This window comes from Aurantimonas endophytica (assembly GCF_014196845.1).
In the GTDB taxonomy this organism is placed as follows: domain Bacteria; phylum Pseudomonadota; class Alphaproteobacteria; order Rhizobiales; family Rhizobiaceae; genus Aurantimonas; species Aurantimonas endophytica.
Genome location: NZ_JACIEM010000002.1, coordinates 192,404 through 207,338, shown reverse-complemented (window position 1 = coordinate 207,338; position 14,935 = coordinate 192,404). Strand labels below are relative to the sequence as shown.

Annotated in this window: 13 protein-coding genes; 9 read left to right on the top strand and 4 right to left on the bottom strand. The window is 67.7% G+C overall.

Going from position 1 to position 14,935, the window contains the following annotated elements; translation table 11 throughout:
- The first annotated feature begins 26 nt into the window (after positions 1-26).
- The 8 genes from GGR03_RS08710 to GGR03_RS08675 all read left to right on the top strand — a co-directional run bounded on the left by GGR03_RS08710 (position 27) and on the right by GGR03_RS08675 (position 10,763).
- Positions 27-1,898 carry an extracellular solute-binding protein gene (locus GGR03_RS08710; protein WP_183207951.1) on the top strand — a complete coding sequence of 624 codons (1,872 nt, stop codon included), beginning with the start codon at positions 27-29 and terminating at the stop codon, positions 1,896-1,898.
- Positions 1,898-3,778, top strand: coding sequence for an extracellular solute-binding protein (locus tag GGR03_RS08705; protein WP_183207254.1), 1,881 nt, complete (start codon positions 1,898-1,900; stop codon positions 3,776-3,778). Before GGR03_RS08710 ends, GGR03_RS08705 begins: the two co-directional genes overlap by 1 nt.
- Positions 3,779-3,906: 128 nt before the next feature.
- Positions 3,907-5,034 carry a microcin C ABC transporter permease YejB gene (locus GGR03_RS08700; protein ID WP_183207253.1) on the top strand — a complete coding sequence of 376 codons (1,128 nt, stop codon included), beginning with the start codon at positions 3,907-3,909 and terminating at the stop codon, positions 5,032-5,034.
- A gap of 376 nt (positions 5,035-5,410) precedes the next feature.
- Entirely contained in the window at positions 5,411-6,535 is a 1,125-nt protein-coding gene (locus tag GGR03_RS08695) for an ABC transporter permease (RefSeq protein ID WP_183207949.1), read from the top strand.
- A 4-nt stretch (positions 6,536-6,539) separates the two neighbouring features.
- A complete protein-coding gene (locus tag GGR03_RS08690; protein ID WP_183207252.1) occupies positions 6,540-7,499 on the top strand; it encodes a cation diffusion facilitator family transporter in 960 nt (319 codons plus the stop codon).
- Between the two features lie 22 nt (positions 7,500-7,521).
- Positions 7,522-9,165 (top strand): ABC transporter ATP-binding protein, encoded by a 1,644-nt coding sequence (locus GGR03_RS08685; protein ID WP_418885032.1) that lies wholly within the window; start codon positions 7,522-7,524, stop codon positions 9,163-9,165.
- Positions 9,162-9,818 (top strand): NUDIX domain-containing protein, encoded by a 657-nt coding sequence (locus GGR03_RS08680; protein ID WP_183207250.1) that lies wholly within the window; start codon positions 9,162-9,164, stop codon positions 9,816-9,818. The genes GGR03_RS08685 and GGR03_RS08680 overlap by 4 nt, the downstream gene beginning before the upstream one ends.
- Before the next feature lie 39 nt (positions 9,819-9,857).
- Positions 9,858-10,763 (top strand): 2-hydroxyacid dehydrogenase, encoded by a 906-nt coding sequence (locus GGR03_RS08675; RefSeq protein ID WP_183207947.1) that lies wholly within the window; start codon positions 9,858-9,860, stop codon positions 10,761-10,763.
- A gap of 27 nt (positions 10,764-10,790) precedes the next feature.
- On the opposite strand, the gene GGR03_RS08670 is transcribed toward GGR03_RS08675, so the two are convergent.
- A complete protein-coding gene (locus tag GGR03_RS08670) occupies positions 10,791-10,985 on the bottom strand; it encodes a hypothetical protein (RefSeq protein WP_183207249.1) in 195 nt (64 codons plus the stop codon).
- Between the two features lie 125 nt (positions 10,986-11,110).
- Here GGR03_RS08670 and GGR03_RS08665 point away from each other — a divergent pair, with 125 nt between their 5' ends.
- Positions 11,111-12,046, top strand: a complete 936-nt coding sequence (locus GGR03_RS08665; protein ID WP_183207248.1) for a LysR substrate-binding domain-containing protein — start codon at positions 11,111-11,113, stop codon at positions 12,044-12,046.
- Between the two features lie 22 nt (positions 12,047-12,068).
- Here GGR03_RS08665 and copM read toward each other — a convergent pair whose 3' ends face one another.
- From copM to GGR03_RS08650, 3 genes are read right to left on the bottom strand one after another with little or no spacing between them, the layout of a single operon-like run.
- The gene (gene copM / locus GGR03_RS08660) at positions 12,069-12,476 is read right to left on the bottom strand and encodes a CopM family metallochaperone (RefSeq protein ID WP_183207247.1); all 408 of its coding nucleotides are present in this window, start codon (positions 12,474-12,476) and stop codon (positions 12,069-12,071) included.
- Positions 12,477-12,529: 53 nt separating this feature from the next.
- Positions 12,530-13,435 (bottom strand): C40 family peptidase, encoded by a 906-nt coding sequence (locus tag GGR03_RS08655; protein WP_183207246.1) that lies wholly within the window; start codon positions 13,433-13,435, stop codon positions 12,530-12,532.
- Between the two features lie 46 nt (positions 13,436-13,481).
- Complete coding sequence (locus GGR03_RS08650; protein ID WP_183207245.1) at positions 13,482-14,894, bottom strand: leucyl aminopeptidase family protein; 1,413 nt, start codon at positions 14,892-14,894, stop codon at positions 13,482-13,484.
- Between the last annotated feature and the right edge of the window lie 41 nt (positions 14,895-14,935).

Here is a 14,935-nt window from a genome sequence, read left to right as displayed (position 1 = left end):
CCGCCCCCCTCGCCTGCCTCGTTGCCATGCTGATGGGCCTGGGTCTCGGAGCCGCGCCGGCGCAGACTGGCAGCGAAGCAGCGGCGTCGGTGGCTGCCGATCCGGCCGCGGGCGAATGGCAGGAGTCGGACTCGCTGATCGCCCCCTCGAAATACCCGCCGGACTTCGAGCATTTCGACTATGTCAATCCGGACGCGCCCAAAGGTGGGCAACTCAACGAGACCGTGGTCGGCACGTTCGACAGCTTCAACCCCTTCGTGGTGCGGGGGACCCCGGCGGCCGGCCTCGCGGCCTTCGGCGGCGGCCTGCTCTACGACACGCTGACGGAGCAGTCGGCGGACGAGCCGGGCGTGTCGCACGGCCTGATTGCCGAGGCATTGCGCTTTCCTGCCGACTATTCCTCGGTGACGCTTCGGCTCAATCCGGACGCTCGCTGGCACGACGGCGAGCCGATCACCGTCGAGGACGTGATCTGGAGCTTCGAGACGCTGACCCAGCTGCATCCGCAATGGACCGGCTATTACAAGAACGTCACCAAGGTCGAGAAGACCGGCGAGCGGGAGGTCACCTTCACCTTCGACCAGACCGGCAACCGCGAATTGCCCCATATCATGGGCGACCTGACCGTCCTGCCGAAGCACTGGTGGGAGGGGACCGACGCCGCCGGCAACAAGCGCGACATCACCCAGCCGACATCCGAGACGCCGCTCGGCTCGGGGCCCTACCGCATTTCCCGCAGTTCCACCGGCCAGTGGATCGAATGGGAGCGGGTCGAAGACTACTGGGCGCGCGACCACCCGACGCGCGTCGGCCGCTACAATTACGGCAGCATCCGCTACGTCTATCTGCGCGACTCCAACGCCGCGTGGGAGGCCTTCAAGAAGGGCGGCCTCGACGACTGGCGGCTGGAGAACATGTCCCGGCGCTGGTCCGAGGACTATGATTTCCCCGCGGCGCAGAATGGCCAGGTAGTGCGCGAGACGATCGAGACCGAGCAGGTCCAGTCGATGCAGGCCTATGTCCTGAACAACCGGCTGCCCAAGTTCCAGGACCGCCGGGTGCGCAAGGCCCTGACACTTGCGTATAATTTCGAGGAGATGAACCGGACGCTGTTCTTCGGCCTCTACGAGCGCATCGCCAGCTATTTCGAGAACAGCGAGCTGGCGGCCAAGGGCCTGCCGAGCGAGGGCGAGCTGAAATATCTCGAGCCTTTGCGGGGGCAGATTCCCGATGAGCTGTTCACCGAGGAATTCACGCTGCCGGTCTACGGCGACACGGGCTCCGCACGGGTCTATCTGCGCGAGGCCCTGGGCCTGCTGCAGGAGGCCGGCTACGAACTGCGTGGCACGACCCTGGTGAACACTGCGACCGGCGAGCCCTTCACCATCGAGTTCCTCGGCAACGACCCCCAGGATACCCGCGTCCTGGAGCCCTTCGCCCGCCAGCTGGAGCGTCTCGGCATCAAGACCAATGTCCGGATTGTCGACACCAACCAGTATATCGAGCGGATGAACAATTTCGACTTCGAGGTCGTGGGCATGGCCTACTACCCGCAGTCGCTGTCGCCCGGCAACGAACAGCGCGACTTCTGGAGCTCCACCGTCGCCGACGTGCCCGGCAGCCGCAACTATGCGGGATTGAAGAACCCCGCCATCGACAGGCTGATCGACGCCATCGTCTTCGCCGCGGATCGCGACGACCTGGTCGCCGCCACCCGCGCGCTCGACCGGGTGATGCTCTGGGAATATTACGTCGTGCCGCAATGGTACAAGTCGGAGGACTGGCTGGCCTATTGGGACAAGCTCGGCATGCCGGAAACCGGCCCTGCCTATGCCGGGCTCGACCCCTTCTCCTGGTGGATCACGTCTGCCGCTGAAGACACGGCCCCCACCAACTGATGGCGACGGCGCTGACGTCCCTCACCCGCCGCCGCTTCACGCAGCTCGCGCTGGCCGCCGGTGCGGCTCCGCTCCTGCCCGGGGCAGCCTTCGCCGAGGTTCCCACGGAAACGCCGCTGCACGGCCTGTCGGCGTTCGGCGACCTCAAATACGGACCCGATTACACGCATTTCGACTATGCCTCGCCAGAGGCGCCGGTCGGCGGGCAGATGAACCTCGCGGTGTCGAACTGGATCCTCAACCAGTCGCCGGAGACCTTCGACACGCTCAACACCTTCGTGCTGCAGGGCAATGCGCCGCCGCGGATCGAAAGCCTCTATGACGGGCTGATGCTCGGCTCGATGGACGAGCCCGACGCCATCTACTGCGCATTGGCCGAGAGCGTCACCCTTTCCGAGGACCGCCACGGCTTCACCTTCAGGCTGCGGCCCGAGGCGCGGTTCTCCACCGGCGCGCCGGTGACGGCGGACGATGTCGTCTTCAGCTACGAGACCTTGAAGGAAGAGGGCCATCCGAGCCTCCAGGTCACGCTGCGCGAACTCGACGAGATCGTCGCGGTCGATCCAGCGACGGTGCGGATCCGGTTCACCGAGCGCCAGAGCTACCAGGACGCGCTTGGCGCGCTGAGCCTGCCGATCATGCCGCGGGCCTATTTCGCCGACCGGGAGTTCGCCCGGGTCGGACGCGAGGGCATACCCGGGAGCGGGCGGTTCGAGGTCTCGCGCTTCGAGTTCGGCCGCTTCATCGAGTACCGAAAGCGGCCGGACTACTGGGCCAAAGACCTGCCCTTCTCGCGCGGGCTCGATCTCTTCGAGACCCTGCGCATCGAGTTCTTCCGTGATCGCCAGCCGGCGCTGGAGGCCTTCAAGAAGGGCATCATCACCTTCCGCGAGGAGTTCACCTCGAAAGCGTGGGCAACCGAGTACGATTTTCCGGCCGTGGCGCGCGGCGACGTGGTCAAGCGCGAGTTTCCCGGCGAGAAGCGGCCGAAGTTCCAGTGCTGGGCGCTGAACCAGCGCCGCGAGCGGTTTGCCGACAGCCGGGTGCGGCACGCGATCAACATGTGCTTCGACTTCGAGTGGACCAACGCCAATTTGATGTTCGGCCAGCGCATCCATTCCAACTCCCCCTTCCAGGGCTCGGACTTCGTTGCCAAAGGAACGCCCTCAGCAGCCGAGCTGGCACTGCTCGAGCCGCTGCGCGGCCGCGTCCCCGAGGAGGTGTTCGGGGAGGTCTGGGTGCAGCCGGTCAGCGACGGCAGCGGCCTCGATCGCGCCTTGCTGCGGCAGGCGACGACGCTGTTTGCCGAAGCCGGCTGGCGGCTCGACGGCAGACGGATGGTGAATGCTGCCGGAGAGAGCTTCCGTCTCGAATTCCTCACCTTCGGGCAGGAGCAGGAGCGCGTCTACGCCAAGTTCATCGACACGCTGCGGCGGATCGGCCTCGACGCCTCCATCCGCCTCGTCGATCCGGCGCAGTACCAGGACCGGGTGAACCGCTTCGACTACGACATGATCCTCGCCGCCTTCAGCCTCAGTCCTACTCCGACGTGGGAGGGCCTGACGCTGTTCTTCGGCAGCGATGCGAGGGACCGGCCCGGGGCCTACAACTATCCCGGCATGGCGGACGAAGCGGTGGACACGCTCATCGCTGCGGCGGGCGCGGCCGACAACCGCAACGACCTCACCACCGCCATGCGGGCGCTGGACCGGGTGCTGCGCTGGCGGCTCGACTGGCTGCCGAACATCGGCTCGGACGTCCATCGCGCCGCCTTCTGGGACATATTCGGGTTCAAGGAAACCAAGCCCGACTATGCCTGGCCGATCGAGCGGCTGTGGTGGCTCGATGCCGCCAAGGCAGAGTCCGTCCAGCGCGGCTGACCGTTCTGCCGGCAGGATGGCCAGCGCCGGCTTTTGCGGAACCCGCCGATGCGGGCTATCAAGACGAAGCATCGTGACACAGCCCGAATCGGGCACCAAGCGCGACCACTCGGAGACGACACCCGGCCATGGGCGCCTACATCCTCCGCCGCCTCCTGCTGATGATCCCGACCCTGCTCGGGATCATGGCCATCTCCTTCATCGTGATCCAGTTCGCGCCGGGCGGCCCGGTGGAGCAGGTCATTGCCGGCCTGCAGGGCCAGGGCGGGGGCGCGACGGACCGCGTTTCCGGCGGCGGCGGCGACTTCGGCTCCAGCCAGAGCGGCGGCGATTCCGGCTATCGGGGCGCGCAGGGCCTCGATCCGGCCTTCATCGCCCGGCTCGAGCAGCAATTCGGCTTCGACAAGCCGCCGCTCGAGCGCTTCGGCCTGATGCTCTGGAACTATATCCGGTTCGATTTCGGCGAGAGCTATTTCCGCTCGATTTCGGTGTGGGAGTTGATCCTCGAGAAGCTGCCGGTGTCGATCTCGCTGGGGCTCTGGATCACGCTCCTGTCCTACCTGATCTCGATCCCACTCGGCATCCGCAAGGCGCTCAAGGACGGGTCGGCCTTCGACGTCTGGACGTCGGCTATCGTCATCGTCGCCTACGCCATTCCGGGCTTCCTGTTCGCGGTGCTGCTGATCGTCCTCTTCGCCGGCGGCTCGTTCTACGACTGGTTCCCGTTGCGGGGCCTGCTCTCCGACGGCATTCGCGGCGACTGGTGCGCGCCGTGGTCGGATGCGTTCGACGCCTCGCGCTGCGTGTCGCAGACCATTCCGGACTATTTCTGGCACCTGACCCTGCCGCTGATCTCCTTGGCGCTGTCGGCCTTCGCGACGACGACGCTGCTGACCAAGAACTCGTTCCTCGACGAGATCCGCAAGCAGTACGTCACCACCGCCCGCGCCAAGGGGCTGACCGAGCGCCAGGTGCTCTACGGCCACGTGTTCCGCAACGCGATGCTGATCATCGTCGCCGGCTTTCCCGGCGCGTTTATTTCCGCCTTCTTCGCAGGCTCGCTGCTGATCGAAACGATCTTCTCGCTCGACGGGCTCGGGCTCCTCGGCTTCGAGAGCATCTATCAGCGGGACTATCCGGTGGTGTTCGCGACGCTCTACATCTTCTCGCTGATCGGCCTCTTCACGGCGTTGATCTCCGACCTGACCTACACGTGGATCGATCCGCGGATCGACTTCGAGCGGCGGGAGGTCTGAGCATGACGATGACCAAGTCTCCCCTCCGCCGTCGTCCTCGGGCCCCGTCCCGAGGATCCAGGGGAACACCGAAATTGCACGCCGAGCATGCCGTGAGGGGCGTCACTGTCATTAAGGACCGCCACTGGATCCTCGGGACGGAGCCCGAGGATGACGGCGCGCTCTTGCTGAATGTCGTCCTCTTCCCAGGCACGGGCGCACGCCTCCGTGGTCGTTTCGCCCGACTTCCAACCGCGATGGGAGGGCGCTGATCATGGACGACGCACTCAAGGACCGGCTCAAGGAAGACGAGGCTCGCCGACCGGGGGAACCCGACACTCTGCCGGAGGAGCGCGCCGCCGAGATCGCACGCGAGGAGACCGCCGGCATCGCGCAGATGGCACCGGAGGCGGGACTGACGCGTCGTCCGCGCCTGTCGCCGCTCAACATCAGGCGCTGGGAGAACTTCAAGGCGAACCGGCGCGGCTACTGGTCGCTGTGGATTTTCCTTTTCCTGTTCGTGGTCACCTCCTTCGCTGAGCTCGTCGCCAACGACCGGCCGCTGCTGGTCGAGTACAAGGGCGAGTTCTACTATCCGGTGCTCGTCGACTACCCGGAGGAGGTGTTCGGCGGCTTCCTGCCGGTGACCAACTATCGCGACCCGTTCGTGCAGGAGGAAATCGAGGCCAATGGCTGGGCCATCTGGCCGCCGATCCGCTACTCCTATCAGACGGTCAACAACGAGATTCCGACCCCCGCGCCATCCGCCCCCTCGTGGTTGTTCACGGAGGAGGAACGCTGCCAGCGCTATCCGCTCGGCGTAGAGGATCCGAACTGCAATCTCGGCAACATGAACTGGCTCGGCACCGACGACCAGGCGCGCGACGTCGCGTCGCGGCTGATCTACGGCTTCCGGATCTCGGTGCTGTTCGGGCTGATCCTCACTGGCGCTTCCGCCGTCATCGGCGTCGCCGCCGGCGCGGTGCAGGGCTATTTCGGCGGCTGGGTGGACCTGTTGTTCCAGCGCTTCATCGAGATCTGGTCGTCGATCCCGGTGCTGTACCTGCTGCTGATCATCGCCGCGATCCTGCCGCCCGGCTTCTGGATCCTGCTCGGGATCATGCTCCTGTTCTCCTGGGTCGCCTTCGTCGGCGTCGTCCGGGCGGAGTTCCTGCGCGCCCGCAACTTCGAATATGTCACCGCGGCGCGATCGCTCGGCGTCGGCGACTGGACGATCATGGTCCGCCATCTGCTGCCCAACGCCATGGTGGCGACGCTGACATTCCTGCCGTTCATCCTCAACGGCTCGATCACCACGCTGACCTCGCTCGACTTCCTCGGCTTCGGCCTGCCGCCCGGCTCGCCGTCCCTCGGCGAGCTGCTGGCGCAGGGCAAGAACAACCTCCAGGCGCCCTGGCTGGGCTTCTCGGGCTTCATCGTCCTGTCGCTGATGCTGTCGCTGCTGGTCTTTGTCGGCGAGGCGGTCCGTGACGCCTTCGATCCGCGCAAGAGCTTCCGGTGAGGCGATGAGCGATCACGCCGGCCATTCCCACGGCTTTGCCGGCCACGCCCATGGCGCCAGCGAGAAGCGGATCGCCATCGCCGCGGTGGTGACCGGGCTGTTCATGGTGGCGGAAGTGGTCGGCGGCCTGGTCTCGGGTTCGCTGGCGCTGCTTGCCGATGCCGGGCACATGCTGACCGACTTCACCGCATTGTCGCTCGGCTGGCTGGCCTTCCGCCTGGCGCGACGGCCGCATGACGACAAGCGGACCTACGGCTATGCCCGCTTCCAGGTGCTGGTCGCCTTCGTCAACGGCGTCGCATTGTTCGCCATCGCCGGCTTCATCGTCGTCGAGGCGTGGCACCGCGTGGGCCAGCCCGGCGAGATCCTCGGCGGGACGATGCTGGTGGTCGCGGCGATGGGGCTTGCGGTCAATCTCGGGGTGCTGGCGATCCTGCACGGGGCGGACCGCGACAATCTCAACATTCGCGGCGCCGTGCTCCACGTGATCGGCGACCTGCTCGGCTCGGTCGCCGCGATCGCCGCCGCCCTCGTCATATTGTGGACCGGTTGGACGCCGATCGATCCGATCCTGTCGGTGGTGGTGGCCCTCCTGATCCTCGTCTCGGCATGGCGCCTGGTGCGCGATGCGGGCCATCTGCTGCTCGAAGGCGTCCCGGAAGGCCTCGACGTCGATGCGATCGGTCCGCACCTCGTCGCGAACGTGCCCGGCGTCTGCGAGGTGCATCACGTCCACGCCTGGGCGCTGACGCCGGAACGGCCGATGGTGACGCTCCACGCGGCGATCGTCGACGGCGCCGAGCCGACGGCGGCGATCCGCGCGATCAAGGCCGAGCTGGCGAAGCGTTTCGCCATCGGCCACGCGACCGTCGAGATCGAGCGCGGCCGCTGCGCCGACGCGGCAACCGAGGGCGACCACGCCCATCATGGGCATCACGAGCACGCCCACGGGCATCCGGCATGAAAGGTATCGCGTCTTGAGCAGCATCGCGCCCGCGCCCGCGCCAGGCCCTCTCCTGTCGGTGGAGAACCTCTCGGTCGCCTTCCATCAGGGCGGGAAGACCAACCTCGCCGTCGATGACGTGTCGTTCTCGATCGACCGCGGCGAGACGCTGGCGCTGGTCGGCGAGTCGGGTTCCGGCAAATCGGTCTCGGCGCTGTCGATCCTGAAGCTCCTGCCGTATCCGTCGGCGAGCCATCCGGGCGGCGCCGTCATGTTCGACGGCGAGAATCTGATCGACGACGACGAGGACGATCTGCGCCGGGTGCGCGGCAACCGCATCTCGATGATCTTCCAGGAGCCGATGTCCTCGCTCAACCCGCTGCACACGATCGAGCGGCAGGTCGGCGAGGTGCTGAAGGTCCATCGCGGTATGCGCGACCGCGCGGCCAGGGAACGCACACTGGAGCTGATGCACCAGGTCGGCATCCGCGACCCCGAGAAGCGGCTCGGCGCCTATCCGCACCAGCTCTCCGGCGGGCAGCGCCAGCGCGTGATGATCGCTATGGCGCTCGCCAACGAGCCGGACCTCCTCATCGCCGACGAGCCGACGACGGCTCTCGACGTCACCGTGCAGGCGCAGATCCTCGAACTCCTCAAGGTGCAGCAGCAGAAGCGCCACATGGCGATGCTGTTCATCACCCACGATCTCGGCATCGTGCGGCGCATCGCCGACCGGGTCTGCGTGATGTATCGCGGCAAGATCGTCGAGCACGGGCCGACCGCCCGCATCTTTTCCGACCCGCAGCACGACTACACCAAGCACCTCCTGGCGGCCGAGCCGAAGGGCCGGCCGCCGGCAGCCAACGCCAATGCGCCTGTGGTCATGGAAGCCAAGGACCTGAAGGTCTGGTTTCCGATCAAGACCGGCTTTTTCCGCAAGACCACCGACCACGTGAAGGCGGTTGACGGCGTCGACATCGCCGTGCGGGCGGGCCAGACCGTCGGCGTCGTCGGGGAATCGGGCTCCGGCAAGACGACATTGGGCCTCGCGCTCTGCCGGATGATCTCCTCGAAGGGCGAGATAAGCTTCGACGGCGAGCGGATCGACCAGCGCTCCTTCAAGGCGATGAAGCCGCTGCGCGAGCGCATCCAGATCGTCTTCCAGGACCCGTTCGGCTCGCTCAGCCCGCGCATGACCATCGCCGACATCGTCGCCGAGGGGCTGGGCATCCACGAGCGCAGCCTCGATACCGACGGCCGCGACGCCCGCGTCGTCCAGGCGCTGAACGAGGTCGGCCTCGATCCCGCGACGCGCTTTCGCTATCCGCACGAGTTCTCCGGCGGCCAGCGCCAGCGCGTCGCCATCGCAAGGGCCATGGTGCTGAACCCGCGCTTCGTCATGCTCGACGAGCCGACCTCTGCGCTCGACATGAGCGTCCAGGCGCAGGTCGTCGACCTGCTCCGCGACCTGCAGAAGCGGCACAACCTCGCCTATCTGTTCATCAGCCACGATCTGAAGGTGGTGCGGGCGCTGGCCAACGAGGTGATCGTCATGCGCAACGGCCTCGTGGTCGAGCGCGGCCCGGCCGACGAGATCTTCGATCGCCCGCAGACGGACTACACCAAGGCGCTGATGGCGGCCGCCTTCGATCTCGCCGCGGCACCCACCGGAATCGTATCTGAATGACCACCAGCCACTATCGCGACCAGCTGACCGACCAGCCCCTGCCCTTCCATGTCGACAGCGATACGCTGCTGCACGAGGGCTTCCGCGACTTTCGCGTCGCCACACTGCGCCACGCCCGGCTCGACGGCGAGGGCGAGATCGGGCCGATCGACCGTGAATATCTGGCGACGGGCCACGTCGCGACGATCATTCCCTACGATCCGGATCGCGACGCCATTGTCGTGATCCGGCAGTTCCGCTTCGCCGCCGCCCTGCAGACCGCGAACGCCGCAGCACTGGAATTGCCCGCCGGCATCGTCGACCCCGGCGAAAGCATCGAGGCGGCTGCCGCGCGCGAGCTGACCGAGGAGACGAGCCTCGTGCCCCGAGCGATCGAGGCGTGCTTCCGGATGCTGCCGGCGCCGGGGCTTACCACCGAGCATGCCACGATCTTCCTTGCCATCGTCGATGCCGGGGAACTCACGGATGCGGCCGGCAAGGCGGACGAGCACGAGGACATCCGGCCGATCCTCGCGCCGGTCGACGATCTCGTCGCCGCCGTCGACGAGGGCCGGGTCGAGAACGGCTATCTCATCGCCTGCACGCACTGGTTCGCACGCAAGGGTCGGGCGCGGGCGCAGGCGCTGCTCGGCACGATCGACATCAGGGACTGAGCATTGACCATTCTTCTCTCCGTGACGGGCTTCGATCCCATGCGCTGGCTGGCGGCGCTGCAGAAGGCCGGAAGCCAGCGCGCGATCGTCCTCGAGCCGAAGGACGCGACCGACCCGTCGATCGAATACGCGGTAGTCTGGAAACAGCCGCCGGGGCTCCTGGAAAACCTGCCGAACCTCAAGGCGATCTTCTCGCTCGGCGCCGGCGTAGACCATATCCTCGCGGACAAGCGCCTGCCGGACGTGCCGGTGGCGCGGATCGTCGCCGAGGATCTTTCGGGGCGGATGAGCGAATATGTCGTCTGGCGGGTGCTCGACCATTTCCGCCGCGGCCGGGCCTATCGCACCCAGCAGGCGCAGAAGATCTGGCACGAGCGCATGCAGCCCGCGGCGCGCGAGATCACCGTCGGCATCATGGGTTTCGGCGAACTCGGCCGTGACGCCGCGGACAAGCTGAAGGCGCTCGGCTTCCGCCTTGCCGGCTGGGGTCGCTCGCCGAAGCCGGCCGAGGGCGTCGAGATGTTCGCCGGGGAGGACGGGCTCGGCCCATTCCTCGCCGCGTCCGACATCCTCGTCGTGCTGCTGCCGCTGACCGAGGCGACGCGCGGCATCATCGATGCCAAGCTGCTGTCGCGCCTGAAGCGCGACACGCCGCTCGGCGGGCCGGTGCTGATCAATGCCGGCCGCGGCGGGCTGCAGAACGAGGCGGCGATCCTCGACGCGCTGGAGCAGGACAGGCTGATGGAGGCCTCGCTCGACGTCTTTACCGTCGAGCCGCTACCAGCCACGAGCCCGCTGTGGACGCATCCGCGGGTCTTCGTGACGCCGCATGTCGCAGCCTCGTCGGACCCGGACGCGCTGGCGCCGACGATCATGCAGCAGATCGCGGCGCATGAACGGGGCGAGAAGCTCCGCCATCTGGTCGATCGCGCGGCGGGGTACTGAGCGGCCTCTTCCGGGCAATTCCGTCTGTCAGAACCGCCCGCTTCGTTCCGGCCGCCGGAGCGTCGGGCCGCGCCCGTCCATCAGGCCGAGATCGCGCTTCATCGCGTCGGGCAGGTCGTCCGCGTCGAGCCGGTGCGCCGGCGGCGGCTTCGACCCCGGCGGCATGCGGCCAATCGCCAGCCCGATCAGGGCGGGCAGAAGCCTTCCAATTTCCCAAGTCATGCTGACCTCCCATGGCTTGCCGTCCAAGCGGCCTATCTGGGAGCATGGGCCCGAACGGGCTTGCCAAGCCAATCGAAGCTCGATCAGCTGGCATAAGGAGAGCTTATGCGAGTGAGGGCGAGGCGATGAGCGGACGGTCGATGCCGCCACTGGCAGCAGTACGGGTCTTCGAGGCGGCGGCCCGGCATCTGAGCTTCACCAAAGCGGGCGAAGAGCTCGGCATGACGCAGGCCGCGGTCAGCTACCAGATCAAGCTGATCGAGGAACGCGTCGGGCTGAAACTGTTCCTGCGGCGGCCGCGCGGGCTGGTGCTGACCGACGCCGGCGAGCGCCTGCGGCCGGTATTGACCGAGGCCTTCGACCTGATCGCGGCCGGGTTCGGGCAGATCATGACCGACGAGAATGCGCTGCTGCATATCAGCGTCGTGCCGACCTTCAGCGCGGCATGGCTGGCGCCGCGGATCGGCTTCTTCCAGATGCAGCACCCGACGATCGGGGTGCGCATGGTTGCCACGCGGGACGTCGTCGACTTTCGCCGCGACGAGGTCGACGTCGCCATTCGCGCCGGTCGCGGACCCTGGCCAGGGCTCGTCCAGCATCGTCTGTTCGCGACCGGCTTCACGCCTATCCTCGCGCCGTCTCTCCTCGAACGGCTCGGGCCGCTGAACAAACCCGCCGACCTCCTGAACGCCCCCCTCCTCGATCCCCACGACGTGTGGTGGCCGCTCTGGTTCGCGGCCGCCGGCATAAGCGGCTTCGATCCGGCGAACCGCCCATTCTCGGACATGGGAGACCAGCATGTCGTCGCCCGCGCCGCGGTCGCCGGGCACGGCATCGCCATCCTGACCCCGGTCTTCCACGAGGAGGCGCTGCGCGACGGCAGCCTCGTCCAGCCCTTCGAACTCGTTGCCGACGATCAGCACTTCTACTGGCTGTGCTATGCCGAGTCGCGGCGCAACGTCCCGAAGATCCGCGCCTTCCGGGACTGGATGCTGACGGAACTGGCAGCCTCACCGCCGCCGCTGACCGGCTTCGCCAACCGATCGGACGCCCCCGACTGAGCGGGCTCTCTGGCGCGATCCGTCAACGGTCGTGCGCCGCGAGCCACGCCTCCATCTCGGCAATCTCGGTTTCCTGCGCTGTGATGATCGCTTCCGCCAGGGCCCGCAATTCGGGATCCTTGCCGTACTCCAGCTGGATCCGCGCCATGTCGATGGCGCCCTGGTGGTGCGGGATCATCGAGCGGACGAAGTCGACATCGGCGTCGCCGCTGAGATCGGCCCCCATCGCCGCGTGCATCCGGTCATTGGCCTCGGTGAAGGCTCTGCTCGACGGGGAATCAGCCGCATCCATCGTGCCATGCGCCATGGCGCCGTGATCCATCCCGGCGGTCCCCTCCGTCGGGGTGGCGGTGCCGTGGCCGTCATGATCCTGGGCCGCGGCCGCCGGGGCGAAGGCAAGTGCGGCGAGAAGAACAAGGTGCTTCAGCATAAGGACTCTCCATGATGGTGGAGCCCATCTGCGAGCTTCCTGTTACAGGAAGGTCAAGTCACGATCTCCGGACCGTCGCCTTGCGCTGATGTGAGCGGCCGGATCCGGCGGATGCTGGTCACGGAAGAGCCACGCGATGCGATCCGCGCGACCGCCTCGGCCAGCGGCTCGACCGCGGTCATCATGTGGTGGGCATTGGCGTGCAGCAGCCGCGCCCCGTCCAGCATGATGCCGACATGGCCCTTCCAGAACACCAGGTCGCCGCGCTCCAGCGCCTCGATGCCGGCGAGCCGGGTGCCGAGCTCGCGCTCCTGCATGTCGGTATCCCGCGGGGCGGCAATGCCGGCCATCGCGCAAGCCAGTTGCACCAGCCCCGAACAGTCGATCCCGGCGACACTCTTGCCGCCCCAGAGATAGGGCGCGCCGAGAAACCGTTCGGCGACGGCGACGAAGTCCGGCGCGACAGCGGCCAGCGGCTCCAGATGCTGCTCGACGATGAAACCGTCCGGCGTCACCGCTGAATAGCGGGCGTTCTGGTCGGCGGCAGCGCCGGTGACCGTGACGAGGGCGCCCATCGGCAGGAAGGAGAGCGGCGGTCGCTTGATGTCGGGCGCCGGGAAGACCAGCGTCCGAGGCACGCAGACACGATGCGTCGGCGTCGTGGACGGGCCGAGCGCGCCGGTCGGCATGTAGCCCACATAGGCGCTTGCGGGGGAGTCCGGGGCGAGCTTCACCCACGACCAGCCCGCTTCTTCCTCGAAGACGACGACCGCCTCGCCGAACAGCGCCTCGGTCTCCAGCGGCGCGTCGGGTTCGGGTCGCCGCCGCAACGTCACCGTCGGCGCCACGACCTGGCGCGGCACGCCCTCGACGAAGCGGGTCGCGGCGACCTGGCCCTCGAGGTCCTTTTCGGCAAGGTCGGCGCGGAAGGCGTGCCGGCGCGGATCGAGGCTCGTCATGGCGTCGGCATCCTGCTTCTTCTGTCCAGCATCGGCGCGCAGTCCGTCAGATCGGGGCACCCGGATAGCGCTGCTTCAGCACTTCGTAGAGGGCACGGACGCCCTGCGCCTCGCCGCCGACCGGGCCCGTGGGCCCGGGCTTCGGCCGCCAGCCGAAGACGTCGAGATGCGCCCAGACTGCCGCTTTCTCGACGAAGCCCTGCAGGAACAGCGCCGCCGTTACGGAGCCGGCGAAGGCGTCGCTGGTGACATTGTTGGTGTCTGCGATCTTGGATGAGAGGTTGGCCGCGTAAGGCTGCCAGAGCGGCATGCGCCAGAGCGGGTCGGCGACACGCCGGCTTGCCGCGGCGAGTTCCGCCGCGAAGCCGTCATCCTCGGTGTAGAAGGGCGGCAGGTCCGGCCCGAGCGCCACCCGTGCGGCGCCGGTAAGCGTTGCCATGTCGATCAGCATCTCCGGCGCCTCCTCGTCGGCGAGCGCCAGGGCGTCGGCAAGCACCAGCCGACCCTCGGCATCGGTATTGCCGATCTCGACGGTCTTGCCCTTGCGGCTGGTCAGGATGTCGCCCGGACGAAAGGCGGAACCGGAAATGGCGTTCTCCACCGCCGGGATCAGCACCCGCAACCGGACGGCGAGGCCCCTCGCCATCACCATCTGCGCCAGGGCCAGCACGTTCGCCGCGCCGCCCATGTCCTTCTTCATCAGCAGCATGCCGGATGCCGGCTTGATGTCGAGACCGCCCGTGTCGAAGATGACGCCCTTGCCGACCAGCGTCACCTTCGGATCCGACGGCTTGCCCCAAGTGAGGTCGATCAGCCGCGGCGCCGAGGCGCTGGCGCGGCCGACCGCATGGATCATCGGGAAATTGCGGACGAGCAGCTCGTCGCCCTCGATGGTCTCGACCGCGGCGCCGAAGCGCTGCGCCAGGCTTCGGGCCGCCGCTTCCAGCTCGGCGGGCCCCATGTCGTTGGCCGGGGTGTTGATCAGGTCGCGGGCGAGGAACACGGCATCAGCCACCGCTGCGAGCTCCGCCCTGTCGATGGCGTCCGGCGCCTGGAAGCGGATCTGCGGCTGCGCGTCATCGCCCTTGGCGCCGCTGCGATAGCGGGCAAAGCGGTACTGGCCGAGCAGCAGCGCCAGCGTCGCGACATCGCGGTCGATCGTCGCCGGCTCCTTCGCGAAGCGCCATTCGCCGTCGGGCAGCTTGCCGGCCAGGGCGCCCGCGAGAAGTCCCCGCCATTCGGCGGCGCCGCCGCGGTGATCCGCCTTGCCCAGCCCGAGGACGGCCCCGGCCGGCCTGCCATCCTGCCCGGGCACGATGAGGACGCTCCCCGCCTCGGCGGTGAAGCGCGAGACCCGCGCCCAGGCCCGCGCCGCCTCGGGGAGAGCGTCGAGGCCGCCCGTCTCGGCCAGCCAGACCGGCAAGGCTTCGTTCGTCTCGTCGACCAGGGTAAGCGGCATGGCATGGATTCCAGGGGCTGCAGCCGGTTGTTAACCGACCG

What these genes read in the sequence shown, in the direction of transcription:
- GGR03_RS08700 (WP_183207253.1), top strand. Translation starts at nt 3,907, where the DNA reads ATGGGCGCCTACATCCTCCGCCGCCTCCTGCTGATGATCCCGACCCTG.
- GGR03_RS08670 (WP_183207249.1), bottom strand. Translation starts at nt 10,985, where the DNA reads ATGACTTGGGAAATTGGAAGGCTTCTGCCCGCCCTGATCGGGCTGGCG.
- GGR03_RS08710 (WP_183207951.1), top strand. Translation starts at nt 27, where the DNA reads ATGCTGATGGGCCTGGGTCTCGGAGCCGCGCCGGCGCAGACTGGCAGC.
- GGR03_RS08690 (WP_183207252.1), top strand. Translation starts at nt 6,540, where the DNA reads ATGAGCGATCACGCCGGCCATTCCCACGGCTTTGCCGGCCACGCCCAT.
- GGR03_RS08650 (WP_183207245.1), bottom strand. Translation starts at nt 14,894, where the DNA reads ATGCCGCTTACCCTGGTCGACGAGACGAACGAAGCCTTGCCGGTCTGG.
- GGR03_RS08675 (WP_183207947.1), top strand. Translation starts at nt 9,858, where the DNA reads ATGCGCTGGCTGGCGGCGCTGCAGAAGGCCGGAAGCCAGCGCGCGATC.
- GGR03_RS08695 (WP_183207949.1), top strand. Translation starts at nt 5,411, where the DNA reads ATGGCACCGGAGGCGGGACTGACGCGTCGTCCGCGCCTGTCGCCGCTC.
- GGR03_RS08680 (WP_183207250.1), top strand. Translation starts at nt 9,162, where the DNA reads ATGACCACCAGCCACTATCGCGACCAGCTGACCGACCAGCCCCTGCCC.
- GGR03_RS08655 (WP_183207246.1), bottom strand. Translation starts at nt 13,435, where the DNA reads ATGACGAGCCTCGATCCGCGCCGGCACGCCTTCCGCGCCGACCTTGCC.
- GGR03_RS08665 (WP_183207248.1), top strand. Translation starts at nt 11,111, where the DNA reads ATGAGCGGACGGTCGATGCCGCCACTGGCAGCAGTACGGGTCTTCGAG.
- copM (WP_183207247.1), bottom strand. Translation starts at nt 12,476, where the DNA reads ATGCTGAAGCACCTTGTTCTTCTCGCCGCACTTGCCTTCGCCCCGGCG.
- GGR03_RS08705 (WP_183207254.1), top strand. Translation starts at nt 1,898, where the DNA reads ATGGCGACGGCGCTGACGTCCCTCACCCGCCGCCGCTTCACGCAGCTC.